We start from the raw sequence: 23,005 nt of genomic DNA on the forward strand, positions 1-23,005 counted from the left end.
GACGGGCCGGAGGGCGGACCGATCCCCCGGCTGCGCCGCTGACACCCTGCCCTGGCCTGCCCTCACCTGCCCTGCCCTGCCCTGGCCTGGCCTGGCCTGGCCTGGCCTGGCCTCATGCACCCTCACGTGCCGCTGTCGGACCGGCGAGGTCCGGAGCGTGACGGGCGGGGCGGAAGTCCTTCCGGTGCGTCAACCGGTCTCCGGAAGCCGCATGGACATGAGTGCGCGCAGCCCGTCCTCGAGCATCTCGACGCGCACATCGCCGAACAGCGCCTGCTGGGCGATGAAACCCTGGGCGGTGGCCATCATCGTCCGGGCGACATGGTCGGCGGGCACGTCGACGGGCAGGATCCCGCTCCGCCGGTACGCCTCGACCACCTGCGACCAGGCCTGCCGCATGCCCTGGAAGCCCTCGTTCAGGATGGCCGCCAACCGGTCGTTGCGGAGTGTCTCCGTCCACACCTGGACGATGAGGCGGGCGAAGGCCTGCCTGTCGCCGCCGGGGACCTCCTCCTCCAGGAAGGTGCGCAGCACACGTGCGAGCAGGACGTCCGGCGCCGGTGGCACCGCCATCCCGGCCGCCTCATGGAAGGCCCCTCGTATGCCGTCGAACGCCTCGCGGGCGATGGCCGAGATCAGTTCGTCCTTGCCCTTGAAGTAGCGGTACACGGCACCGGCGGACAGGCCCGCCTCAGCGAAGACGTCCTGCATCGACGTGGCGTGGAAGCCGTTGCGGGCGAAGCAGCGGGCGGCGCCGTCGAGGATCTGCCGGCGTCGGGCCTCGAGATGCTCCGGGGATACACGAGCCATGACCCAAATCTAAAACGAACATTCCTTCTTGACAACCGGCACTCCGCTCGGGACAGTGGAAAACCTAAAACGAACGATCCTTCTTTTTGAAGCCCCCGAGACAGTCCACGGAAGAGGAACCATGTCCACCGCCTCCCCGGCCCGCCGCACGATCGCGGTGATGCTCCTGGTACCGGCCGTCGTGGCCCTCGCGCTGTGGGCCTTCGCCTGGCCCGCGGCCCGCATGGCACCCCACGACCTCCCCGTCGGCGTCGCGGGCCCCGCCGCGTCGACGGCACCGCTGGAGCAGCGCCTCGAGCACCGGCAAGGAGCGTTCGACCTGCACCGCTACGGCAACGAGGCCGCTGCCCGGCAGGCGATCGAGGACCGCGCCGTATACGGAGCGGTGGTGATGACGCCGGAGGGACCGAAGGTGCTGACGGCGTCCGCCGCCAGTCCCGTCGTCGCCCAGCTGCTCAGGGAGTCGGTGGCGGCAGGCGCGCCGCCCGGAGCGCGGGTGGCCACCGAGGACGTGGTCGCCACCCCCGCCGGAGCCCCCCGGGGCAGCGCACTGGCCTCCAGCGTCCTGCCGCTCTCGCTGGCCGGGGTGGCGGCCGGGGCGATGGTGACCGTGCTCGGGCTGCGCGGCATCCGGTCGGTGGTGGCGCTGAGCGGGGCCGCCGCGCTCGTGGGCCTCACCGCGACCGGGCTGGCGCACAGCTGGCTCGGGGTCCTGGCGGGCGGCTGGTGGGCGGAGGCGGGAGCGTTCACGCTGGCCACCCTGGCCGTGGGCGCCGCCGTCGCGGGTCTCGCGGCGCTTCTGGGACCCGCCGGAATCGGCCTGGGCTCGCTGCTGGTCGTCCTGCTCGGCAATCCGTTCTCCGGCGTGGCGACCGCGCCGGAACTGCTGCCGGAACCGGCCGGTCTGATCGGCCGGTGGCTGCCGCCGGGCGCCGGCGGGTCACTGCTGCGGTCGGTGGCGTACTTCGACGGCAACGGCGCCGGCGGGCCGGCACTGACCCTGGCGCTGTGGGCGGCCCTGGGACTGACCGCGGTCCTGATCGGCGGTCGCCGCCGCACCGCCGCCACCGCACTCGCCGCGACTCCCCCCTCAGGACCTGGACCGGGACCGGCACCGGCACCGGCCGGATGACGGCGGGCGAACGCCGGGTGAGGGCCTGAACGGGCCTGCACGGGCCGGGCGTCGGGCGCTCCGGCATTCCGGCGTTCCGGCGTTCCGGCGTTCCGGCGTTCCGGCGACACCGGACGGCCGAGTGTTCCCACCCTGGCGGGCAGCCCTCACCATGGGAACCGGTGCGGGGCAGCCCGCCGATCCGGACCTCACGGCACAGGAGTTGCCGCGAGCGCGGGAACAGCTCACCACCATGCCCGCCCGCCGCCGGGGCCCGGGGCATGGAGCGAGTCGCCGCCGTCCGGGAGCGCGACACGGTGTTCGACGCCGCGGGAGCCCGGGAGTACGGGCCGATCGTCCACGTCGTCAAGAACCCTGAGTCCGAACCGACTTCCGCCGGCGGCCCGGTGAGGGACGGTGCAGCCACCGCCCGCCCTGCCGGCCCCACCCGCCCTGGCACACACCGAGAACGAGTGCGTCGACAGCGGCCCCGAAGTGGCCGAGCGGCAGGGAGGGGCCAACGCGGCACGCGGGACCCGCACATGGCGACTGCGCGCCGCACAGGCACCGGTCGGCCGGGGCTACGGTGCTCCGGCGACGCGCTGTGGGTCGTGTACCAGAGCGGTGGGGGCGAACCGCGCACCGCCGCGTCGGCCCGCGTGCCGGAGGTGTTGGGCGGCCGCGCGGAGCATCGCGTATCAGCGTGCCGCCGGAGGACGTGAGTTGACGAACCGCCGCGTACGCCCTGCCGTGAGCCCTCCGGCGCGCCCGCGATGCGTACGACCGGGTGTCGCCCATCCGGACCACCGGCGGGGTCGGCTTTCGTCCCGTGCAACTTGCGCGACGGCATGGCCCGATCGGCCCAACAACCGGCTCCACCGCAGGTGCGGGGCTCATCACCGGAAGACGCCGGGGCCCCCTAACGGCTCTGTCCACTCGAACAGATCAGTGGTGAGGAGCCTCACAAACCGTCGTTTCGACTCGGAAATCGGGCAGTTCATGGGTCAAGATCCCTGGGACGACAAGCCCCCGCCACCGCGGCGGGGCGGTCCGGGCGGACGCCGAGTCCTGCCGCCGCACCGGATGCCTGGTCGACACGAGGGCTTCGGCAGGAGTGGAGGACCCAGCAGTGCGGGCCGGCCGCCGGATCGGTGGCGGGTCCTTGGGGTGAAGCCGCGTACGCGGCCGGGCGTCTTCGCCGGTCCGAACCCGACAGGTCATCCTTCACAGGCGGCTGACGAAGGGTTGCGCATGACCGCGCAGACACATCTCCCGTCCCTGCTTTCCCGGACGGGTGCCGTCTCGGCACTCACGATCGCCGCCGTCGGCGGCTCACTGATCGTGCCGGGCGGCGCTCCGGAGGCCGAGGCCGCCTCGGCTCACGCGACGAAGGCTCTCAAGGTCGCCGCGTCGAAGAAGGGAGCCCCGTACCGGTACGGAGCCACCGGTCCGAACCGCTTCGACTGCTCGGGGCTCACGCTCTACGCCTACAAGAAGGCGGGCAAGAAGCTGCCTCGTACGGCCCAGCAGCAGTACAACCGCACCCGCCATGTCTCCGCCTCCCAGCGCGAGCGCGGTGACCTGGTGTTCTTCCAGTCGGGTGGATACGTGTACCACGTCGGGATCTACGCCGGGGCGGGCAGGATCTGGCATTCGCCCAAGAGCGGTTCCGTGGTGAAACTGACCAAGATCTGGTCCAAGAGCGTCCGCTACGGGCGGGTGCGCTAGTACCAAGGCCGTTCAGTTTGCGGATGGGTGGGGTTGTCCAGGGTCCGTAAGCTGCGGTTTCGCGGACATGAGGAGCGGAGCCCCGGTAGAACTGGCAGTCGACCAAGACAAGCCGTTCACAAGGACCGGAGGCTCCGCTGTCCGGACAGTGTGCCATCACTCGTGTCGTCACGGTGGCCGGAGGCCGGTTCGCACCCGGTCATCTCGGTGAACTCACCCAGTGCATCCCCTTCGAAATGGTCGACGAGGCATTGAAGGCCACGGGCAGGGTCCAGGAGCGGCTGCGGGACCTGCCATCCCGGGTGGTCGTCTACCTGCTGCTGGCCGGGTGCCTGTTCCCGGAGGTCGGATACCTCGGGGTCTGGCGCAAGCTCACCGGCGCTCTGGCCGGTCTGCCACTGGCCGCGCCGTCGGCAAGCGCGCTGGCCCAGGCCCGCCGCCGTATCGGCGCCACACCGCTGAAATGGCTGTTCGACCTGCTGAAAGGCCCGGTGGCCGGGCCACGGACACCGGGAGCATGGTGGCACGGTCTGCTGGTGATCGCGCTCGACGGCACCACCCTGACGGTCCCCGACACCCCTGCCGTCCTGACCCGGTTCACCAAGCAGGCGGGCAACCACGGCGGGACCGGCTACCCGCAGGTCCGCCTGCTGACCCTGGTCGCCTGCGGCACCCGCACCCTCATCGACGCGGTCTTCGGACCCACCACATCGGGTGAGACCACCCACGCCCCGCGCCTGCTGCCCAGCCTGCGGCCGGGGATGATCCTGCTGGCCGACCGCAACTTCGCCGCCCAGGGGCTGATCAACGACATCGCGGCCACCGGGGCCGAGGTCCTGGTCCGGCTCAAGAACGGCCGCCGGATGCCGATCCTGGCCCGCTACCGGGACGGCTCCTACCTCTCCGCCCTCGGCCCGGTACCCGTGCGCGTCGTCGACTGCGAGATCACCATCACCACCACCGCCGGGAAACACACCGGCCTCTACCGGCTCGCCACCACTCTGCTCGACCACCACCGCCACCCCGCCGGTGAACTGGCCATGCTCTACCACCAGCGCTGGGAGATCGAAACCGCCTACCTGGAACTGAAATCGACCATCCTCGGCGGCCGGGTCCTGCGCGCCCGCACCCCCGAGGGCATCGACCAGGAGATCTACGCCCTGCTGGTGGTCCACCAACTGCTGCGGACCGCCATGGCGGACGCCACCAGCACCCAGCCCGGCACCGACCCGGACCGGGCCGGCTTCTCCATCGCCTGGCAGGCCGCCCGCGACCAGCTCGTCCTGGCCGCGGGCATCATCGCCGACCCGGTCGTCGACCTCGTCGGCATCATCGGTCGGCACGTCCTGGCCGGCCTGCTGCCCCAGCGGCGGCTACGGGTCAGCCCCCGCATCGTCAAACGCGCCATCTCGAAGTACCAGGCACGAGGGCCCTGTATCGACCGGACCAGCTACAAGGCCACCACCGGCATCGAGATCCTCGCAGCCGCAGGCCCTTGACGACACGGCCCAGCCGCAAACTTCACGGCCTTGGCGCTAGTACCGCGTCAGGCGGGGTTCGCCCGTCGGCGGCGGCGCGGAGCGGCGTCCGGTGCGGTGCGTCGCAGGGCGCCGGATCGGCCTCGCAGCGGGCCTGCTCGGTTGGTTCGGCGACGCGGCGACCCGCCGTGCAGGGCGTCGCGACGGGGCGAACGCCGCCTGACGCGGCACCAGGAGGGCCGGTACGGCCACCGCCCGGTGCGCCGCAGAGCGCGCCGGGCGGCAGGGGCACCCGCCGGGCGTCGCCCGCCGTGGTGGGTCATGGAGGCGGTCACGAGCGCGGGTCCCGGCCGCTCGTCCTCCGGGGCGCCCGGGAGGACGGGCAGCCGGCACGGCCGCGTGTCCACACAGGTCCACGAGCCGCGCCAGGCACCGCGCCCTGCCATGCCCCGTGCCGGAACGGGACACGACGCGACGCGACGCGACGCGACGGGACACGACGGGACACGACGCGACGGGACACGACGGGACACGACGGGACACGACGAGGCGAGACGGGAACCCGATCGGCGACCGGGAACGACGACGGGCGCGGGCAGTGCGGCGGGCGGCGGCGCGACCGCTCCTGCGAGCGGCGCCCCGGCGTGTGGGCCGGTGGTGCCCCGGTGGCGGGCCGGTGAACGCCATCGGCGCTTCCCCGCCGGGAGGGGCCGCCCCGCCGGGAGGGGCCGCCCCGGCCCGGCCGAGCCACAAGGCGTGTGGGGACCGGTGGGCACGGACCCGTCCCGGTTCCCATCGAGGTGTCCGGCGCCCGTTGCCGGTCTTCGGCGCTCATCGCGGACGATCGGCGGCGCGCGCGCTCCAGGGCATGGCGATCCAGACGGTCTTGCCGCCCTCGGGTGTGGGATCGACGTAGAGCCTGCCCCCGCATTCCGCGGTGAGCCAGCGGATGATCACCATGCCGCGGCCGTTGTCCTGCTGCACGGCCGCGGGCAGGCGCTGGGGCCGGCGCGGATGGCTGTCCGTCACGCCGACGCACAGACGCTCATCGCGCTCGAGGCGGATATCGACCGTGAAGGTCGGGGACAGCCCGAAGGTGTGCTGGACGGCGTTGGTGGCGAGTTCGGAGACGATCAGACGGACCGTTTCGGCGGATTCGTCCTCCTCCGGCAGTCCCCATGCGGCCAGGACATCGGAGACGTATCTGCGCGCGGCGGAGACCGAGGCGGGATCGCTCGGCAGTGTGACGGAGGCTTCCTGAAGGTCTGCCATGGTGAGCTGTCCCTTTCCCACCGGGGCTGCCGGAGCACGGCACACAGCGGATTGGATGCCGGAACAGCCTCGGACTGCGCTTCGCGCCAGACTGCCACTGTTACCGCCCCCATGGGAGCGGATCCACCAGGATATGCATATATCTGTCGCTCAATGCGGTGAACTCTGCGACGCGAGAGCGTATTTGGGCTCAGACTGGGCGCTCGGCACCGCGCCGGCCGGTGTTCGCGGGCCGGTCACCCGTGCCGGGCGGCCCGGTGGCCCGGTGGCCCGGCGGCCCGGCGGTGTCGGCCCCCGGCGGCCGGTCGCAGGAGAGCACGAGGAGAAACGAGGAGACGAGGAGAAGCGGCATGCGGCAGGGTCCCGCGGTACGCCGGCGCAAGCTCGGGGAGGAATTGCGGGGTCTGCGGCTGGGCGTCGGCCTCACGAGCCGGGAGGCGGCGCTCCTGGTGGGCTGGAACCAGTCGAAGGTCAGCCGTATAGAGACCGGAACGAGCGGTGTGAAACCGGCCGATGTCGCGCGGCTGCTGGACGCCTACGGAGTGGCCGACCAGCGGCTGCGCGAGCTGCTGGGAGCACTGGCCGGCACGGCGGACGGCGGGGGAAAGGGCTGGTGGCACGCGTATCGCGGGGTGATTCCCCCGCAGTACCGGGACTTCATCAGCCTGGAGTCCCAGGCGAGCGCGGCCCGCACACTGGAGACCTCCGTGGTGCCCGGGCTGCTGCAGACGCCCGACTACGCGCGGGCGGTGACCCGTTCCGCGCTGGAGGGGGTGCCGACGGCGACGGTGGACTCGCTGGTCGAGGTGCGCATCGCACGCCAGCGCGTCTTACGCGCGGAACGCCCGCTGACCTTCAGTGCCGTACTGGACGAGGCGGTCCTTCGGCGCAGGGTGGGGGGCCCGCATGTGATGCGGGATCAGCTGCGTCGGGTGCTGGAGATGGCCCAACTCCCGCATGTGCGGCTCCAGGTGCTGCCCTTCTCCATGGGCGGTTACGTGGGCCTGACCGGATCTTTCGTTATCTTCTCCTTTCCGAACACTTCTGATCTAGACGTGGTTGTTCTCGACCACTTGACGAGTAGTCTCTACCTCGAACGGAAGGAAGATCTCGAGACGTACGGCGCCGCCTTCCGCACGATGCAGGCGCATGCGCTCTCACCGACCGACTCGTTGGATCTCGTCGCGGGAATCCGTGACGGCGTGTAGGGAAGGCACCCCCCCGATGTCTGCTCACGACGCACCTTCACCCCCGCTGCCCGGCATGTCCTGGCAGCGCAGCACCCGCAGTGTCGGCATGAACAACTGCGTGGAGACCGCACGGTGCGCCGACGGCGCCCTGGCCGTGCGCGACTCGAAGGACCCCGGACCGCGCTACCTCGTGTTCTCCCCCGGCGCCTGGACCGGATTCGTCCGCGCGCTGGAAGCACGGCCGCGGTGACCGGCCCGCCCGGTGGGGCGGGGTGATCCGCCCCGCCGGGTCGCGGGTCCGCCGCGTCCCGGCGACCGGGAGCCGGCTCCCGGTCGCCGGCCCTCACCGCGGCCCCGTCTCCGGTGCCGTCTACGGGACGGCGGCCGCCTCAAACTCCCGGTGCCGTCTCCAGGAGCGTGGCCACCGCCGCCCCGATCCGACGATCGGTGAGGTCCGCGCGCGCGGTGAGCCTGATCCGTGAGATCCCGTCCGGCACGGACGGCGGCCGGAAGCACCCCACCGCGAGACCGGCGGCACGGCAGTCCGCCGCCCAGCGCACCGCCGCCTCCGGAGAGGGCGCCCGCACGGAGACGACGGCCGCGTCCGGCCGGGCGGCGGTCAGCCCGGCCTCCGTCAACCGGGCGTGCAGGGTGCCCGCCACGGTCCGGGCCCGGTCCGCGAGGCCGGGTTCACCACGCAGCAGCCGCAGACTCGCGAGGGCCGCACCCACCGCGGCCGGGGCGAGCCCGGTGTCGAAGATGAACGTACGGGCGGTGTTGACGAGATGCTCGATGACCCGCGCCGGGCCGAGGACCGCTCCGCCCTGGCTGCCCAGGGACTTGGACAGGGTGAGCGTGGCGACGACGCCCGTGGCCCCGGCGAGGCCCGCCGCGTGCGGGGCCCCCCTGCCGCCCTCGCCGAGGACGCCGAAGCCGTGCGCGTCGTCCACGACCAGGGCGGCCCCGCGGGCCCTGCACACACCGGCGAAGGACGCCAGCGGCGCGGCGTCGCCGTCCACCGAGAACACCGAGTCCGACACCAGCAGGGCGCGCCCGCCGCGGTGGGCGTCGAGGGCCTTGGCCGCGGCCTCCGGGTCGGCGTGCGCCACCACGGCGGTCTCCGCCCTGGACAGCCGGCAGCCGTCCACGATCGAGGCGTGGTTGCCGGCGTCCGAGACGATCAGGGTCCCGGGCGCGCCGAGCGCCGTGAGCACCGCGAGGTTCGCCGCGTACCCGGAGGAGAACACCAGGGCGGACTCGAACCCGCAGAACCGGGCCAGTTCGTACTCCAGTTCCGCATGCAGTTCGGTGCTGCCGGTCACCAGCCGGGATCCGGTGGCCCCCGCGCCCCAGCGCCGGGCCGCCGAGGCGGCCGCCTCGGTGACCTCGGGCCTGCGGCTGAGGCCCAGGTAGTCGTTGCTCGCCAGGTCGAGCAGAGCCGACTCCGCCGACCGGGGGCGGAGCGCACGGACGAGGCCCGCGTCCGCGCGGCGGCGCGCCGCGTCGTCCGTCCAGTCGAAGGGATCCTGCGGCACGGGGGGCATGGTCCGGTCCTTTTGTAGGCAGCGAACAGACCCTAGCGGGGGACGCCGGAGGGCAGAGTGTGGCCATACACACACCTCAAACGGGGGCCGTTGTGGAGTTCCTCCTTGGCCGGGAGGTGTCCGGTAGGCGAGGATCGGCGCCATGGACCTCCTGAACACACTGGTGGACAAGGGCCTGCGGCGTGAGCTGCCGACCCGCGAAGAAGCGCTCGCCGTACTGGCGACCTCCGACGACGATCTGCTCGATGTGGTGGCCGCGGCCGGCAGGGTGCGCCGCCAGTGGTTCGGGCGGCGGGTGAAACTGAACTACCTGGTCAACCTGAAGTCCGGGCTCTGCCCCGAGGACTGCTCGTACTGTTCCCAGCGGCTCGGTTCCACGGCGGAGATCCTCAAGTACACCTGGCTGAAGCCGGACGAGGCGTCCCAGGCCGCCGCCGCCGGGGTCGCGGGCGGCGCGAAGCGGGTCTGCCTGGTCGCCAGCGGCCGCGGCCCGACCGACCGGGACGTCGACCGCGTCTCGAAGACCATCGAGGCCATCAAGGAGCGCAACGAGGGCGTCGAGGTGTGCGCGTGCCTGGGGCTGCTCTCCGAGGGCCAGGCCGAGCGGCTGCGCGAGGCCGGTGCGGACGCCTACAACCACAACCTCAACACGTCCGAGGCGACGTACGGGGACATCACGACCACCCACACCTACGCGGACCGGGTGGACACGGTGCAGAAGGCGCACGGGGCCGGACTGTCCGCCTGCTCGGGCCTGATCGCGGGCATGGGCGAGAGCGACGGGGACCTCGTCGACGTGGTGTTCGCACTGCGGGAGCTGGACCCCGACTCGGTGCCGGTGAACTTCCTGATCCCGTTCGAGGGCACCCCCCTGGCCAAGGAGTGGAACCTGACGCCCCAGCGGGCGCTGCGCATCCTCGCCATGGTCCGGTTCGTCTGCCCGGACGTGGAGGTGCGCCTCGCGGGCGGCCGCGAGGTCCATCTGCGCACGCTCCAGCCGCTGGCACTGCACCTGGTCAACTCGATCTTCCTCGGCGACTACCTCACCAGCGAGGGCCAGGCCGGCAGGGCGGACCTGGAGATGATCGCGGACGCGGGCTTCGAGGTGGAGGGCGCGGACACCGCGACCCTTCCGGCGCACCGGGTGGACGCCGCCTCCGGGGGCTGCGGTTCGCAGGGCGGCGGAGGCTGCGCCCCGTGCGGCGACACCGCCGGGGACACTGCCGGGTACACCGGTCAGCAGGCGGCCGGCACGCCCGGGGCGCGCCCCGACCTGGTGTCCGTCCGCCGCCGCGGCGCGGGAACCGGCCTCGCCCCCAATGCGTAGCTCCGGCACACGTGAACTGCTGGCCCTGGACCGGGCCCATGTCTGGCACCCGTACGGTCCCATGCCGGGCCGCACGGACCCGCTGGTCGTGGAGTCCGCGTCCGGAGTGCGGCTGCGGCTCGCCGAACCGGTCCACGGGCGCACCGAACTGGTGGACGGCATGTCCTCCTGGTGGTCGGCGGTCCACGGTTACAACCACCCCGTACTGAACGCCGCCGCGCACGGCCAGCTGGAGCGGATGAGTCATGTGATGTTCGGCGGACTCACCCATGAGCCCGCCGTACGGCTCGCGACCCGGCTCGTCGAGATCACCCCGGAACCCCTCCGGCACGTCTTCCTCTGCGACTCGGGCTCGGTGTCCGTCGAGGTGGCGGTGAAGATGTGCCTCCAGTACTGGCGTTCGACGGGCCGACCGGACAAGCGCAGGCTGCTGACCTGGCGCGGCGGCTACCACGGCGACACCTGGCAGCCCATGTCGGTGTGCGACCCCGAGGGCGGGATGCACGACCTGTGGGCGGGGGTGCTGCCACGGCAGGTCTTCGCCGACGCACCCCCGGCCGGTCACGACCTGCCCTACGACCCCGCCTACGGGGACCGGCTGCGCGAACTCGTCGCCCGGCACGCGGACGAACTGGCCGCCGTGATCGTGGAACCGGTGGTGCAGGGCGCGGGCGGGATGCGCTTCCACTCCCCCGCCTATCTGCGGGTGCTGCGGGAGGCGTGCGACGAGCACGGCGTACTGCTCGTCTTCGACGAGATCGCCACCGGGTTCGGGCGCACCGGCAGGCTGTTCGCGGCGGAGCACGCGGGGATCTCACCCGACGTCATGTGCCTCGGCAAAGCGCTGACCGGCGGCTATCTGACCATGGCGGCGACGCTGTGCACGGGGAGGGTGGCCGAGGGGATCTCGCGGGGCGAGGTGCCCGTGCTGGCCCACGGGCCGACCTTCATGGGCAATCCGCTGGCGGCCGCGGTCGCCTGCGCGTCGATCGGCCTGCTGCTCTCCCAGGACTGGGAGCAGCAGGTCAAGCGCCTGGAGACCGGGCTCCGCGAGGGTCTCGCCGAGGCGGCGGGCACCCGCGGCGTCCGGGACGTCCGCGTGCTCGGCGGCATCGGCGTCGTCCAGCTCGACCACCCGGTGGACATGGCGGCGGCGACCGAGGCCGCCGTGCGCGAGGGCGTGTGGCTGCGGCCCTTCCGCGATCTGATCTACACCATGCCGCCGTACGTCACGGACGCCGCGGATCTCGCACGCATCACGCGGGCGGTCCGGGCCGCGGCCGCGGCGGGCTGAACCGGGGGCGTCCGCGGGGCCCCTCCCTCCCGCGCGCCCATCACCAGCAAGGAGCGCCATGGGTGTCATCGTCGTCAGCGGGACCGGTACCGAGATCGGGAAGACCGTCGTCACCGCCGCCGTCGCCGCCGCGGCCGCGGCGCGGGGGCGGACCGTGGCGGTGCTGAAACCCGCCCAGACCGGGCTCTCGCGCGGCGAACCGGGGGACGCCGGGGAGGCGGCCCGGCTGGCGGGCCCCGGGGTCACCGGGACCGAACTCGCCCGGTTCCCCGAGCCGCTCGCCCCGGCGACGGCCGCCCGCCGGGCGGGCATGGCGCCGGTGGCACCGCGCGAGGTCGCCGAGGCGGCCGCGAAGCTGGCGGCGGAGCACGACCTGGTACTGGTCGAGGGCGCGGGCGGACTGCTCGTACGCCTCGACAGCCAGGGCGGCACCCTCGCGGACGCCGCCCGCCTGCTGGGCGCGCCGGTACTGGTCGTGGCCCCGGCCGGGCTCGGCACGCTCAACGCGACCGCGCTCACCGCGGAAGCCCTGCGCTCCCGCTCCCTGGAGCCGCTGGGGATCGTGGTCGGCAGCTGGCCCGCGGCGCCGGACCTCGCCGCCCGCTGCAATCTCGCCGATCTGCCGGAGTCGGCCGGGGCGGCGCTGCTCGGGGCCGTTCCCGAGGGGGCCGGCTCGCTGGCTCCCGAGGCTTTCCGGGCCGCTGCGCCGGGCTGGCTGGCACCCGCGCTCGGCGGGTCCTGGGACGGGGAGGCGTTCGCGGCGGAGTACGGGCCGGCCGCACGCTGAGCGCCGTACGGGCCGCTAGCGGTCGCTGCCGGACCGGGAGGAGCACGGGTTCCGCTCGGCCTGCGGGCGGCGGACGGAGCGGGCGGCGGGCGGCGGGCCGCCGAGATCCCACCTGCATCCGGCGGCCGAGGCTGCGTCCGGCGGGAGGAGCACGGGTTCCGCTCGGCCTGCGGGCGGCGGACGGAGCGGGCGGCGGGCGGCGGGCCGCCGAGATCCCACCTGCATCCGGCGGCCGAGGCTGCGTCCGGCGGCCGGGCTGGGTCCGTGGGGCGGGAGACGCTTCCGTCCCAGGCGCCGGGGGCCCGCGCCGAACGGGTCGACTGAGTAGGGGCGATCGGGGGAGAATCACTGTGTCCGCCGTCCCTCCGCCGGGGGCGGTACGCGCGGCGGACGGGCCCGATTCGTGCTCGGGAGGAGGCCGGCCATGCCGTCGCGCAGCTCCAAGGTCCCCCGGGACGCCGTGCACCATCCGCTGTTCGCCCGCTTCTACGCCCGGTTCAGCGTGGCGGCCGACACCAGGGGCGGTGTCGTCGCGCACCGCCGGGAGTTGCTGGACGGCCTCTCGGGTCGCGTGATCGAGATCGGCGCGGGGAACGGGCTGAACTTCACCCACTACCCGGCAGCGGTGTCCGAGGTCGTCGCCCTGGAACCGGATCGTACGCTGCGGCAGTTGGCGTTGACGGCCGCGAGGCACGCGGAGGTGCCGGTCGACGTCGTGCCGGGTGCGGCGGAGGCGCTGCCCGTGAAGAGCGAGGCTTTCGACGCGGCGGTCGCCTCACTGGTGCTGTGCAGCGTCCGGGATGTGCCGCGCGCGCTGTCGGAGATCAAGCGCGTACTGCGTCCCGGCGGCGAACTGCGGTTCTTCGAGCACGGGGCCGCTCCGGGCCGGCCGATGGCCGCGGTGCAGCGGGCCCTGGACCGTACCGTCTGGCCACACGTCTTCGGCGGCTGCCACACGGCCCGGGACCCGCTCGGCGCGATCGAGGCCGCCGGCTTCGAACCGGGTACGTACCGAAGACTGTGCGTGCCCGGGAAGGGTCCCCGGCTTCCGACCTCCTTCTGTGTGCTGGGAGTCGCACGCCGGCCGCACGAGGACGCTCGCTGAGCCCTTCGCCCGGACCCGGTCGGCGCACGCCTCCGCCTGCCCGCTACGGCCGCTCCGGCCGCTCTGGCCGGTTCAGCGGGTCCAGCACCGGACCGGCCGTGTCCCGCCCGCCGGTCCGGCACCGGACCGGGCCCCGCGCCATCGGGCCGGCCGCACTCCGTCCATCGGACTCGGTCCGGTTCCCGGACCGGCTGCGGCACCTCCCCGCCGGCACGTCCCCGCCGGCCGTCGCCGCACCGGCATCCGTCCCGGGCCGGATGCCACCGTGCCACCGTGCCATTGGGCTACTGGGCCACCGGGCTACTGGACCCAGCCGCGCAGTTCACGTGCGATCCCGTGGACTCCGGTCTTGCCGTCCTTCACCAGCCGGGCGAGATCACGCACGCTCTCGGCGGACACGGCCACCCGCAGTCCGCTCGCGACGAGATAGCCGTAGGCGACGGCCATCGCGAACATCGCGTTGGAGTGCTCCAGGGCGGGAACGTGCAGGAGCATCTGCATCAGGGCCGCCGCGCGGGTGTACGGGTCGTCGTACACGGCCATTCCGAAGATCTCCGCCTCATGGCGGCTCACCGCGGCGATCAGCGCACCCCAGTCGGTGACCTGCGGATCGCCGGGCGTCTTCCGCTCGGCGACCATGAGCAGCCAGGCGAGATCGACCGACAGGCTCAACGCTCGCCCTGCGCGACCGACCCGCGGTGCCGGGAGCGGCGCCCGGCAGCGGTGGCGTCTCCCCCCGGGCCCGGATCCCCGCCCCCCGGCGGGCTCAGGACGGCGGCCGGGTCCGGGGTGCCGAACTCCTCGGCGAACACCGACTCGTACTGCTTCATGAAGTCGGCCGCCGCCTCGACGAAGGCACGTCCCGCCTCGCCCGCGTCCTGCTTGACGAGTTCCTCGATGTAGCGGTTCACGCTGAGCCCGCGCTGCTGCGCCCGCCGGCGCGCCGCCGCCGCGGTGCTCTCGTCCACCCGCACGTTCAGCTGTGTCTTGGCCACCCCCTCAAGCTAGCGGTGCGGCGCTAGCACCGGCAAGAGGTGCGGTACGGCGGGCCGGCGAGGGAACCGTGCGCTGGGCGAACCGCCCGCACCGGGGCGCACGGCAGGAGCGGTCGCGGGAAAGCGCGTGCCGGAGGGGCGGCCCGGAGGGCGTGCCGGTCGTGCGCCCGGAGGGCGAGGGCACCGGAGCGGTCCCGGGAGAGGCGGACGCCGGGAACCGGAAGCCGGCGGGCCCGGTCGCCCCGGAGGACGCGCTCGGCATCCTGGTGGGCCCGCCCGGGGAGACCCGCTGAGACCGCGGCCGTGCCGGCTCGGGGCCGCGCGGTTCCTCGCGGTTCCTCGCGGTTCCTCGCGGTTCCTCGCAGTTCCTCGCGGCACCTCGCGGTACCTCGCGGGCGAGCCAGCCCGAGCACCGCAGCACCGCAGCACCGCAGCACCGCAGCGCCGGCCAGGGCCGCCCAGGGCCGCGGCCGGGCACGACATACCGGGCGGTAGGATCACACCGCCATGGAGACGAACGCCTCGTACACCAGTCTTGTCGCGGTAGGCGACTCGTTCACGGAGGGCATGTCGGACCTGCTACCCGACGGTACGTACCGGGGCTGGGCAGATCTCCTCGCCGCCCGGCTGGCCACCCGCTCCCCCGGCTTCCGGTACGCGAACCTGGCGGTCCGGGGCAAGCTCATCGGCCAGATCGTCGAGGAGCAGGTCGGCCTCGCCGCCGCCATGCGGGCGGACGTGGTGACGATGGTCGGCGGCCTCAACGACGCGCTGCGCCCCAGGTGCGACCTGGGGCGGGTACGCGACCGGCTCGAGGAGGCCGTGGAACGCCTCGCGCCGAGCTGCCGCCGGCTGGTGCTGATGCGCAGCCCGGGACGGCAGGGCCCGGTCATGGAACGCTTCCGGCCCCGCATGGAGGCGCTGTTCGAGCACATCGACGGTCTGGCCGCCCGGCATGGCGCGCTGGTGGTCGACCTGTACGGGGCCGAGGCGCTCGGCGACCGGCGGATGTGGGACGTGGACCGGCTGCATCTCACGGCCGACGGCCACCGGAGGGTCGCGGAAGCCGTCTGGCAGGGACTCGGTCTGGCCGCCGAGGACGACTGGCGGTCGCCGCTGCCCCCGCCGGTGCCCCCCGGCTGGACGGCCCGGCGGACCGCCGACGTCCGGTTCGCCCGGCAGCACCTGGTGCCGTGGATCGGCCGCCGTCTCACCGGCCGCTCGTCGGGCGACGGGCTTCGCCCCAAGCGGCCCGAGCTGCTGGAGTGGGACGCGGACGGAAGCCCTCGGGACGGAAGCAGCCGGCCGGGGCTCTCGTAGCAAGCCACAAACCGGGGCGGGGGGCCGGCCTGCGTGAACCGCCAGTAGAATCGGTGCACGTGACTGCAAAGCCTCGCATCCCCAACGTCCTGGCCGGCCGCTACGCCTCCGCGGAGCTCACCGAGCTGTGGTCCCCCGAGCACAAGGTGAGGCTGGAGCGCCGGCTCTGGCTGGCGGTGCTGCGTGCACAGCAGGACCTGGGGATCGAGGTGCCGGACGCCGCCCTCGCCGACTACGAGCGGGTCCTCGACGAGGTCGACCTGGCGTCGATCGCCGCACGGGAGAAGGTCACCCGGCACGACGTCAAGGCGCGGATCGAGGAGTTCAACGCCCTCGCCGGCCACGAGCACGTGCACAAGGGCATGACGTCCCGCGACCTGACCGAGAACGTCGAGCAGTTGCAGATCCGGCTCTCGCTCGAGCTGGTGCGGGACCGCGCGGTCGCCGTGCTGGCCCGGCTCGGCAGGCTGTCGGCCGAGTACGCGGAGCTGGTGATGGCGGGCCGCTCGCACAACGTCGCGGCGCAGGCCACGACGCTGGGCAAGCGGTTCGCGACGGCGGCGGACGAGCTGCTGGTCGGCTACGCCAGGGTCGAGGAACTACTCGCCCGGTACCCGCTGCGCGGCATCAAGGGCCCGGTCGGCACCGCCCAGGACATGCTGGACCTCCTCGGCGGGGACGCGGCGAAGCTGGAGGAGCTGGAGCAGCGCATCGCGGGCCATCTCGGCTTCGCCCATGCCTTCACCTCCGTGGGTCAGGTCTACCCGCGGTCGCTGGACTACGACGTGGTCACGGCGCTGGTGCAACTGGCCGCCGCACCGTCGTCGGTGGCGAAGACGATCCGGCTGATGGCGGGGCACGAACTCGTCACCGAGGGCTTCAAGCCGGGCCAGGTCGGCTCCTCCGCGATGCCGCACAAGATGAACACCCGTTCCTGCGAGCGTGTCAACGGCCTCATGGTCGTCCTGCGCGGCTACGCCTCGATGACCGGCGAGCTGGCGGGCGACCAGTGGAACGAGGGCGATGTCTCCTGCTCCGTCGTCCGCCGGGTCGCCCTCCCGGACGCGTTCTTCGCCTTCGACGGTCTGCTGGAGACCTTCCTGACCGTGCTCGACGAGTTCGGCGCCTTCCCCGCGGTGGTGGCCCGCGAACTCGACCGCTATCTGCCGTTCCTGGCCACCACCAAGGTGCTGATGGGCGCCGTGCGGGCCGGCGTCGGCCGCGAGGTCGCCCACGAGGCCATCAAGGAGAACGCGGTCGCCTCCGCCCTCGCCATGCGCGAGCAGGGTGCCGAGCGCAACGAGCTGCTGGACAGGCTCGCCGCCGACGACCGCGTGCCGCTGGACCGGGCCCGGCTGGACGCGCTGATGGCGGACAAGCTGTCCTTCACCGGTGCGGCGAGCGGCCAGGTCGCCTCGGTCGTCGCCCGCATCGAGGAGATCGTCAAGCGGCATCCGGAGGCCGCCGCCTACGCACCGGGCTCCATCCTCTGACCCGCGCCGTGCCCCCGTACGCCCGGCATCACCGCCGCGGAGTCGGGGGCCGTCCGCGACCGCCCCGTCCCGAGGACGCCGCCGGACGAGCGCAGGGGATCGGCGGGGGCGCCTCGTCGGGTGAGGCACCCCGACCGCTCCCCGCCCTTCGCGCTCGGGGGCGGGTCCGGTCCTGCGGCTCAGCCGGCGGTCACCAGCAGGAGTGATCGGGTACGAGGACCCGTTCGGACGCGGAGTCCGAGGATCGAGTCAGGGCGGATCGACCTCGGTGACGACGGCCAGCAGCTGGTACGGCAGCTCGGCGGCCCACTTCGAGACTCCCAGCACCAGCCACCGTCCGCCGGCCCGCCACAGATGGACGTCCGGCACCGACGCGCTCAGCAGGGCCCAGGGCTCCGGTATGCGCTCCCCCGCGACGGAGGCGGCGAGCATCGAGCCCAGGCTGAAGACCTGGGGAGGGCCCCATCGTGTGCTGAGCACGGCGGCGAGGGCCTCCCGCTCCGCTGCGAACTGCTCCCCGACCGCCTCCAGATGGGATGGGTCGTCCCAGAACTCCTCGCTCGTGCTCAGCTCGGCCGTGTGGTAGCCCGGAGCGCTGCTGCCCACCGCCGACCGGCCCGGCCGCACGGGGAACGGCCGGGAGCGCAGCAGTTCGATGGTCGCCAGATGCCGTGCGCTGGTCATGCGTTCAGTAAACCCTTCCCCACTGACATATGACGGACTGTCAGGTCATTTGGCGATGGGCGATGGGGCGCCCGCCACCGTCGGTGCTCGCCGCACCCGGGTCCGGGATGGACGCACCGCCCGACCCCGATGCCCGACCCCGATGCCCGGCCCGGCCCGGGAGTGCACGGCGGGGAGAGCACGGCGGGGCCGGCGACGGCGGAGCGGCGTCCCGATGTTCACGGCGGAACCGGCCGTCCCGGGATCGCCGGGCGGCGGCTCCGGGTGCTCGCAGCGCCCGTCCGCCATTGAGTACGATCCGCCAGACACGCGTACGAGCGGGGAGGGCACACGGTGGGGCACCTGACCGGAGGCGACCCGTCGCTGCTGCGGCGGATCAATTCCGCGGTGGTGCTCCAGGCGCTGCGGGGATCCGGCTCCCCGACACTCACCGATCTGGCCCGGATCACGGGTCTGTCCCGGCCGACCGTCGAGGGTGCCGTGGAAGGCCTCGTCGCCTCGGGGCTGGCGGTGGAGGCGGGGCACGACGGGGGAGAGACCCGCAGGCAGGGGCGGCCGGCCCGCCGGTTCCGGTTCCGCGCGGAGGCCGGGCATCTGCTGGGTGTGGAGATCGGGCCGCACCGGGTGGCCGTGCTGCTGTCCGGTCTGGACGGCCGGATCATCGGGACCGGCTCGCGAGAGGTCTCCGAGGCGGCCTGCGCCGACGAACGCCTCGAACGGACCCGCGGCGTCGTCGCCGACGTACTGCGCAGGACCTCGGTGGCCAGGAGCAGCCTGCGCGCGGTCGGGGTGGGCACACCGGGCATCGTCGAGGCGGACGGCACGGTACGGCTGGGCACGGCGCTGCCCGGCTGGACCGGGCTCGCCCTGGGCGAGCGGCTGAGGCGGTCGTTCCGGTGCCCGGTGCTCGTGGAGAACGACGCCAACGCGGCGGCCGTGGCCGAGCACTGGAAGGGTGCGGGGACCGACTCCGACGACCTCGTCTTCGTCCTCGCGGGGCTCAGCCCCGGGGCGGGGTCCCTGATCGGCGGGCGGCTGCACCGCGGCTTCGGCGGCGCCGCCGGCGAGATCGGCGCGCTGCATCTGCTGGGCAGGGAGGCCACACCGGAGACGCTGCTGTCGACGACCGGCGAGCCGCTGCACCCGCTGGACGAGCGGGCGGTCGCCGGGGTGTTCGCCGAGGCGCGGGTGGGCGACGAACGCGCCCGCGCGGCGGTCGACCGGTTCATCCAGCGGCTGGTGCACGATGTGGCGGCGCTGGTGCTCGCGCTCGACCCCGAACTGGTGGTGGTCGGGGGCTGGGCCGCGGGGATCGACGGGGTGCTCCCTCCGCTGCGGGAGGAACTGTCCCGCTACTGCCTCCGGCCGCCCCGCGTGGCGCTGTCGCTGCTCGGCGAGGCGGCGGTGGCGACGGGGGCGTTGCGGCTGGCGCTCGACCACGTGGAGAGCAGTTGTTCGCCGTCGAGCCGGCGGCCCGGCGCTGACCCCCGCCGGGCCGGGTGGGTGCGGAGTGGTGCGGGGCGGAGCAGGGCGGTCAGGGCGGAGCAGAGCGGTCAGGAGGCGCGGCGCCGGCCGTCACCCCGGTCCGCGAGGTCACCCCGGTCCACGAGGTCGCCCCGGTCCACGAGGTCGCCCGCGTCGCCGAAGGTCAGCCGGCAGGTGTCGGCCCGGTAGGTCGCGACGGACGCGGCGGCGGTGCGGCCCGCCGAGAAGTACCGGGTGGTGACGACGAGTACCGGCGCGCCGGGGAGCCGGTCCAGTTCCCTGGCGTCGTCGGCGCGGGCGGAGCCGAGTTCGACGGAGCGGTCCTGGCCGTCGAGCGGAAGGCGCCGCAGTTCACGCAGTACCGCTCGGGCGCGGGTCACTCCGGAGGGGGGACCGATCGCGGAGGCGTCGGGTACGAAGGGGGCCGGGACGTAGAGGAGTTCGGCGGCCACCGGCCGGCCGTGCGTCCCGAGGAGTCTGCGGACGATGTGCACGCACTCGTCGCTCTCCGTGTCCAGCAGGCGCGCGACGGCCGCGGGCGGGACCGCGAGGGCGCAGTCGGCGGCCTGCCAGGCGTCACCGCCGGCGCCGGGCCAGTCGTTCGGGGAGGTGGAGACGTCCACGCCCATACGGGGCGGGGCGACGGTGGTGCCGACGCCGCGGCGGCGTTGCAGCCGGCCCTCCAGTTCGAGTTGGTCGAGGGCCTGGCGGAGGGTGGCCCGTGCCACGCCGAAACGGGCGGCGAGTTCACGCTCGTTGGGCAGGATCTCGCCGACCGCGAACTCGGAGTCGAGCGCTTCGCCGATCACGGTCTTCAGGTGCCGGTACTTCGGCTCCGGCACCGTCGCCGGCTGCGTGGTCCCCACCCTGTCCTCCGCGATCACCGTGGCCCCGGCGGTATTTACGCGCCCTTGTTTATTAAAGGTTCCTGCACTATCCCTGCGACCATAGGGCGGCCTCCACCCTTGGTCAAGACCAATCCCGGGCCCGTTTCGCAGGGCGGCCGGCGGATGCCGCGGAGCGCTCACGTGGTGTTCCCGCCGCGGTGAGGTGGTCCCGCCGTCGTCGTCGACCGCGTGGAGAAGGCGGTGGGTGCTCCCACCGCGGTCGGTGTTCACGCCGCGTTGGGTGCTCCCGCCGCGGTGAGGTGGTCGCCGCGCCGGCCGACGTCCCGGCCGGCGCGCCCCCGCGGCGGGGTGCGCACGGAGCCGCCCGCGATCGGGCCGGACTCGAAGGCGGAAGACGCCATGAAGAGCCGCCGCGGGGACGGCGGCAGAGCGCGGCGGCGGGCGCACCGCCCGGGGCGGCCGAGCCCCGCGACGGGAGGGCGCGACGGCGGGTGGCGGCAGCGGGGCGCGCGGTCTTGGAGCGCTATGCCGTGAAGGCGGTGAGCTTGTCGGGGTTGCGGACGATGTGCACGCATGCCACGCGTCCGCCCCTGACCTCGATCTGGATCACGCTGTCCGGCTTCCCCCCGGCCACCACCAGCAGGCCCGGCGCGCCGTTGACGTCGAGGAGGCGGTACTCGGTGTCCGGGAGGGCCTGCCGGGCCACCGCGCACAGGAACCGCCCCACCTTGTCGGCGGAGTGCAGGACGCGTACCGGCGCCTTCGCCTTCCCTCCGCTGTCCCCGACGAGCCGGACGTCGGGGGCGAGCAGTCGGAGCAGCCCGTCGAGGTCACCGCCGGACGCCGCGGCCAGAAACCGTTCGGTCAGGTCGCGGCGTACGGCGGGATCGACGTCGTACCGGGGTCTGCGCTCGTCGACGTGCCGCCGGGCGCGCCCGGCGAGCTGCCGTACGGCCGCCTCGCTGCGGTCGAGGGTGGCGGCGATCTCCCCGTACGGGAAGCCGAAGGCCTCACGCAGCACGAAGACCGCGCGCTCCAGGGGGGAGAGGGACTCCAGTACCACGAGCACGGCGAGCGACACGGACTCCGCCAGTTCGGCGCGCTCGGCGGAGTCGGGGGCGGTGTGCCCGGACCGGGTCGCGACGGGCTCGGGGAGCCAGGGCCCCACGTAGGACTCACGGCGCGACCGCGCCTGCCGCAACCGGTCGATGGCGAGCCGGGTGGTGATGCGCACGAGATACCCGCGGGGCTCGCGGACGTCGGAGCGGTCCTCGGCGGACCACCGGACCCACGCGTCCTGCACCACGTCCTCGGCGTCGGCGAAACGGCCGAGCATGCGGTAGGCCACCCCCGCCAGCACGGAGCGGTGGGCCTCGAAGACCTCGGTCGCCGTATCGCCTGCCACAGGTCCATCCCAGCCCACCGCCAGGGCCGATGTCCACACACTCCCGGTGCGTCGCCGGCCACATCCGCACCGCGGCGCGAGGCCGCGGGACGACGGCGGTGCGGCGGAGCCGCGCCGTTCGGCCAGCCCAGCGCCCGCTTCCGGCGGGCGCGTTGGCGGCACCGCGGCTCCCGGCCCTCTTGCCCGCCGGTGCTACCGAAGGGTAGTCATTGTCGGCAAGGCGTATGAAGTCATCGTCAGGAGCGGCAGCATGGTCTCGAGGGTCTCTTTCACGGTCGACTCCCCCGGCGGTCCCCGCACGCTGCCGGTCGCGTACGAGCGCCGCGGCACGGGTGAGCCGCTGCTGCTGCTGCACGGCATCGGCCACCACTGGCAGGCCTGGGAACCGGTCCTCCCGCTGCTGGCACCGGAGCGCGAGGTGATCGCGATCGACCTGCCCGGGTTCGGCTCGTCGCCCGCGCTGCCCCACGGCATGTCGTACGGACTTCCCGCCGTCGTCCCGGTGCTCGGCGCGCTCTGCGAGGCGCTCGGAGTCGAGCGGCCGCATGTCGCCGGCAACTCGCTCGGCGGGCTGCTGGCGCTGGAACTCGGCCGGCAGCGGCTCGTACGGTCCGTCACCGCCCTGTCGCCCGCGGGTTTCTGGTCGCAGGCCGAGCGCAGATACGCGTTCGGGACGCTGCTCGCCATGCGCCGCGGCGCCCGGCTGGTGCCCGAGCCGGTGCTCGGCAGGCTGTCCCGTACCGCCGCCGGACGGGCGGCGCTGACCGGCACCATCTACGCCCGCCCCGCGCGCCGTTCACCAAAGGCGGTCGTGGCGGAGACCCTCGCCCTGCGCGACGCCACCGGCTTCCGCGAGACGCTCGACGCCGGCCGCGGAGTGCTGTTCACCTCCGATGTGCCCGATGTCCCCGTCACGGTCGCGTGGGGCGCCCGGGACCGGCTGCTGCTGCGCCGCCAGGGCGTCAGGGCCAAGCAGGCCATCCCCGGTGCCCGGCTCGTCCGGCTGCCCGGCTGCGGCCATGTGCCGATGAACGACGACCCCGCCCTCGTCGCCCGCGTCATCCTCGACGGCAGCCGCTGACCGGCGCGCGGCGGGCGCGGTCCGCCGCGGACTCGGTCGCGTCCCGCC

At 73.8% G+C, this 23,005-nt stretch carries 20 protein-coding genes and 1 pseudogene; 13 read left to right on the top strand and 8 right to left on the bottom strand.

Going from position 1 to position 23,005, the window contains the following annotated elements:
• Positions 1–189 precede the first annotated feature (189 nt).
• Entirely contained in the window at positions 190–810 is a 621-nt protein-coding gene (locus tag DDQ41_RS10520) for a TetR/AcrR family transcriptional regulator (RefSeq protein WP_109294264.1), read from the bottom strand.
• A gap of 121 nt (positions 811–931) precedes the next feature.
• Here DDQ41_RS10520 and DDQ41_RS10525 point away from each other — a divergent pair, with 121 nt between their 5' ends.
• The 3 genes from DDQ41_RS10525 (at position 932) to DDQ41_RS10535 (ending at position 5,148) form a co-directional block, all read left to right on the top strand.
• The gene (locus DDQ41_RS10525; protein ID WP_109294265.1) at positions 932–1,942 is read left to right on the top strand and encodes an ABC transporter permease; all 1,011 of its coding nucleotides are present in this window, start codon (positions 932–934) and stop codon (positions 1,940–1,942) included.
• A gap of 1,230 nt (positions 1,943–3,172) precedes the next feature.
• Positions 3,173–3,649, top strand: a complete 477-nt coding sequence (locus tag DDQ41_RS10530) for a C40 family peptidase (protein ID WP_109294266.1) — start codon at positions 3,173–3,175, stop codon at positions 3,647–3,649.
• Positions 3,650–3,822: 173 nt separating this feature from the next.
• Complete coding sequence (locus DDQ41_RS10535) at positions 3,823–5,148, top strand: IS4 family transposase (protein ID WP_109293153.1); 1,326 nt, start codon at positions 3,823–3,825, stop codon at positions 5,146–5,148.
• Positions 5,149–5,958: 810 nt separating this feature from the next.
• Here DDQ41_RS10535 and DDQ41_RS10540 read toward each other — a convergent pair.
• The gene (locus DDQ41_RS10540) at positions 5,959–6,399 is read right to left on the bottom strand and encodes an ATP-binding protein (RefSeq protein ID WP_109294267.1); all 441 of its coding nucleotides are present in this window, start codon (positions 6,397–6,399) and stop codon (positions 5,959–5,961) included.
• A gap of 350 nt (positions 6,400–6,749) precedes the next feature.
• On the opposite strand from DDQ41_RS10540, the gene DDQ41_RS10545 reads away from it, so the two are divergent.
• Both DDQ41_RS10545 and DDQ41_RS10550 read left to right on the top strand, forming a co-directional pair.
• Positions 6,750–7,607, top strand: a complete 858-nt coding sequence (locus tag DDQ41_RS10545) for a helix-turn-helix domain-containing protein (RefSeq protein ID WP_109294268.1) — start codon at positions 6,750–6,752, stop codon at positions 7,605–7,607.
• 16 nt (positions 7,608–7,623) lie between these two features.
• The gene (locus tag DDQ41_RS10550) at positions 7,624–7,839 is read left to right on the top strand and encodes a DUF397 domain-containing protein (protein ID WP_245990746.1); all 216 of its coding nucleotides are present in this window, start codon (positions 7,624–7,626) and stop codon (positions 7,837–7,839) included.
• Positions 7,840–7,978: 139 nt separating this feature from the next.
• Here the strand turns inward: DDQ41_RS10550 and DDQ41_RS10555 are convergent, their stop codons facing one another.
• Entirely contained in the window at positions 7,979–9,133 is a 1,155-nt protein-coding gene (locus DDQ41_RS10555) for an 8-amino-7-oxononanoate synthase (protein ID WP_172607578.1), read from the bottom strand.
• A gap of 142 nt (positions 9,134–9,275) precedes the next feature.
• Here DDQ41_RS10555 and bioB point away from each other — a divergent pair, with 142 nt between their 5' ends.
• From bioB to DDQ41_RS10575, 4 genes are all read left to right on the top strand, one after another.
• Complete coding sequence (gene bioB, locus DDQ41_RS10560; protein WP_109294270.1) at positions 9,276–10,460, top strand: biotin synthase BioB; 1,185 nt, start codon at positions 9,276–9,278, stop codon at positions 10,458–10,460.
• On the top strand, positions 10,453–11,754 hold the full coding sequence (locus DDQ41_RS10565; RefSeq protein ID WP_172607577.1) for an adenosylmethionine--8-amino-7-oxononanoate transaminase: 1,302 nt from the start codon (positions 10,453–10,455) through the stop codon (positions 11,752–11,754). The genes bioB and DDQ41_RS10565 overlap by 8 nt, the downstream gene beginning before the upstream one ends.
• Positions 11,755–11,812: 58 nt before the next feature.
• Positions 11,813–12,541 carry a dethiobiotin synthase gene (gene bioD / locus DDQ41_RS10570; protein WP_109294271.1) on the top strand — a complete coding sequence of 243 codons (729 nt, stop codon included), beginning with the start codon at positions 11,813–11,815 and terminating at the stop codon, positions 12,539–12,541.
• Positions 12,542–12,965: 424 nt separating this feature from the next.
• Entirely contained in the window at positions 12,966–13,646 is a 681-nt protein-coding gene (locus DDQ41_RS10575) for a class I SAM-dependent methyltransferase (protein ID WP_109294272.1), read from the top strand.
• Positions 13,647–13,946: 300 nt separating this feature from the next.
• Here DDQ41_RS10575 and DDQ41_RS10580 read toward each other — a convergent pair whose 3' ends face one another.
• Together DDQ41_RS10580 and DDQ41_RS10585 are read right to left on the bottom strand one after the other, a co-directional pair.
• Positions 13,947–14,318, bottom strand: a complete 372-nt coding sequence (locus DDQ41_RS10580; protein WP_109294273.1) for a fic family toxin-antitoxin system, toxin component — start codon at positions 14,316–14,318, stop codon at positions 13,947–13,949.
• Positions 14,315–14,641 (bottom strand): hypothetical protein, encoded by a 327-nt coding sequence (locus DDQ41_RS10585; RefSeq protein ID WP_245990744.1) that lies wholly within the window; start codon positions 14,639–14,641, stop codon positions 14,315–14,317. The genes DDQ41_RS10580 and DDQ41_RS10585 overlap by 4 nt, the downstream gene beginning before the upstream one ends.
• 507 nt (positions 14,642–15,148) lie before the next feature.
• Between DDQ41_RS10585 and DDQ41_RS10590 the strand changes: the two genes are divergently transcribed.
• Positions 15,149–15,961, top strand: a complete 813-nt coding sequence (locus DDQ41_RS10590; RefSeq protein ID WP_109294274.1) for an SGNH/GDSL hydrolase family protein — start codon at positions 15,149–15,151, stop codon at positions 15,959–15,961.
• A gap of 59 nt (positions 15,962–16,020) precedes the next feature.
• On the top strand, positions 16,021–17,454 hold the full coding sequence (purB, locus tag DDQ41_RS10595) for an adenylosuccinate lyase (RefSeq protein ID WP_109297663.1): 1,434 nt from the start codon (positions 16,021–16,023) through the stop codon (positions 17,452–17,454).
• 249 nt (positions 17,455–17,703) lie between these two features.
• On the opposite strand, the gene DDQ41_RS10600 is transcribed toward purB, so the two are convergent.
• Complete coding sequence (locus tag DDQ41_RS10600) at positions 17,704–18,138, bottom strand: hypothetical protein (RefSeq protein ID WP_109294275.1); 435 nt, start codon at positions 18,136–18,138, stop codon at positions 17,704–17,706.
• Positions 18,139–18,471: 333 nt separating this feature from the next.
• On the opposite strand from DDQ41_RS10600, the pseudogene DDQ41_RS10605 reads away from it, so the two are divergent.
• Positions 18,472–19,622 (top strand): annotated as a pseudogene (locus tag DDQ41_RS10605) (ROK family protein).
• A gap of 69 nt (positions 19,623–19,691) precedes the next feature.
• Here DDQ41_RS10605 and DDQ41_RS10610 read toward each other — a convergent pair.
• Both DDQ41_RS10610 and DDQ41_RS10615 read right to left on the bottom strand, forming a co-directional pair.
• Positions 19,692–20,489: a GntR family transcriptional regulator gene (locus DDQ41_RS10610; RefSeq protein WP_262508421.1), complete on the bottom strand. Its 798-nt coding sequence runs from the start codon at positions 20,487–20,489 to the stop codon at positions 19,692–19,694.
• Between the two features lie 505 nt (positions 20,490–20,994).
• Positions 20,995–21,876: an RNA polymerase sigma-70 factor gene (locus DDQ41_RS10615; RefSeq protein WP_109294276.1), complete on the bottom strand. Its 882-nt coding sequence runs from the start codon at positions 21,874–21,876 to the stop codon at positions 20,995–20,997.
• A gap of 250 nt (positions 21,877–22,126) precedes the next feature.
• Here DDQ41_RS10615 and DDQ41_RS10620 point away from each other — a divergent pair, with 250 nt between their 5' ends.
• A complete protein-coding gene (locus DDQ41_RS10620; RefSeq protein ID WP_109294277.1) occupies positions 22,127–22,957 on the top strand; it encodes an alpha/beta fold hydrolase in 831 nt (276 codons plus the stop codon).
• Positions 22,958–23,005: the final 48 nt, after the last annotated feature.

It is taken from the genome of Streptomyces spongiicola, assembly GCF_003122365.1.
In the GTDB taxonomy this organism is placed as follows: domain Bacteria; phylum Actinomycetota; class Actinomycetes; order Streptomycetales; family Streptomycetaceae; genus Streptomyces; species Streptomyces spongiicola.